This window comes from Sutterella massiliensis, from assembly GCF_016899755.1.
Taxonomy (GTDB): Bacteria; Pseudomonadota; Gammaproteobacteria; order Burkholderiales; family Burkholderiaceae_F; genus Sutterella; species Sutterella massiliensis.
In genome coordinates this window covers 1-925 of record NZ_JACJJC010000133.1, presented here as the reverse complement: position 1 = coordinate 925, position 925 = coordinate 1, and the positions used below count along the sequence as shown (strand labels likewise).

The 925-nt window shown below is 59.2% G+C and carries 2 protein-coding genes; both read left to right on the top strand.

Translation table 11 applies throughout. The annotated features are described in order from the left end of the window. The coding region (locus H6A60_RS11760; protein ID WP_205104846.1) for a TraK domain-containing protein at window positions 1-644 on the top strand (644 nt) is incomplete at its 5' end. Between the two features lie 14 nt (window positions 645-658). Next, window positions 659-925, top strand: a 267-nt coding sequence (locus H6A60_RS14525; protein WP_205104844.1) for a hypothetical protein, incomplete at its 3' end; no start/stop codon positions are given.

Genomic DNA, 925 nt, shown 5'->3' with positions numbered 1-925 from the left:
GATCGAAGCAGGGCGAGTGCGGCGAAATCTGCGTGCGCGATTCGGTCGTCTACATCTCTACGGACAAGACCTTCCCGGTCACCGCCTTCATTACGGAGAGCGGCCGCGAGGACATCGCGCTTTCAGTAACGATGATGCCGCGTCAGGTACCCCCGCGCGAAGTGAAGCTCATGCTTCCCGAAGACGTGATGGAAGCGCTCCGATTCGAAGACGCCGCAGGGACGAGCGCAGCCAAAGCCGCAGTTTGGGAAGCCTCGATGCCGTATGTCGAAACGGTCCGTTCGCTCTTTCGCACGATCGCTCTCGGGAGCGTTCCGCAGGGCTACAACCTACGCAGCGTCAAGCCGAAGGATCCCCTTCCCGTCTGCAAGCACCCCGGTCTTTCGTTCGATTTCAATAAGGGTCAAATACTGGAAGGTCACAATCTTTCGGTCTACGTCGGCGTCGTGCGCAACACGGCCGACTCGCCCGTGGAATTCCGGGAACAGCGCTGCGGCGGCTGGCGCATTGCGGCCGTGACTTCATGGCCGCTCAAGGTTCTGAAGCCCGGTCAGGCCGCCGAGGTCTACATCGCGGTCAAGCGCATTGAAGAGCAGCCCGCGTCGACCGTGCGCAAGCCGCTCATTCCGCGCGAATACAACTGACGGGAGCGTTCACCATGAATCGTTTGCGCTCCAGGCTCGTACAGATGTCGCCCAAGTCAAAGCAGATATGCGTGGTCGTTGGCGCTGCGGCGGCACTCTTCTTCGTCATCTGGCTCTTTCAGGGCGAACCGGAAAAACGCGTCGTTTATGACAAGAAGAAGGACCAGGTGTCCAACGTCCTCACGGACCGATCGAATCGAAATGTCGGTCTCGACCGCATGGCAGGTCAGATTCGTCGCCTCGACAAGCAGAACGAAGAGGTCTGTCTCTTATACACATCT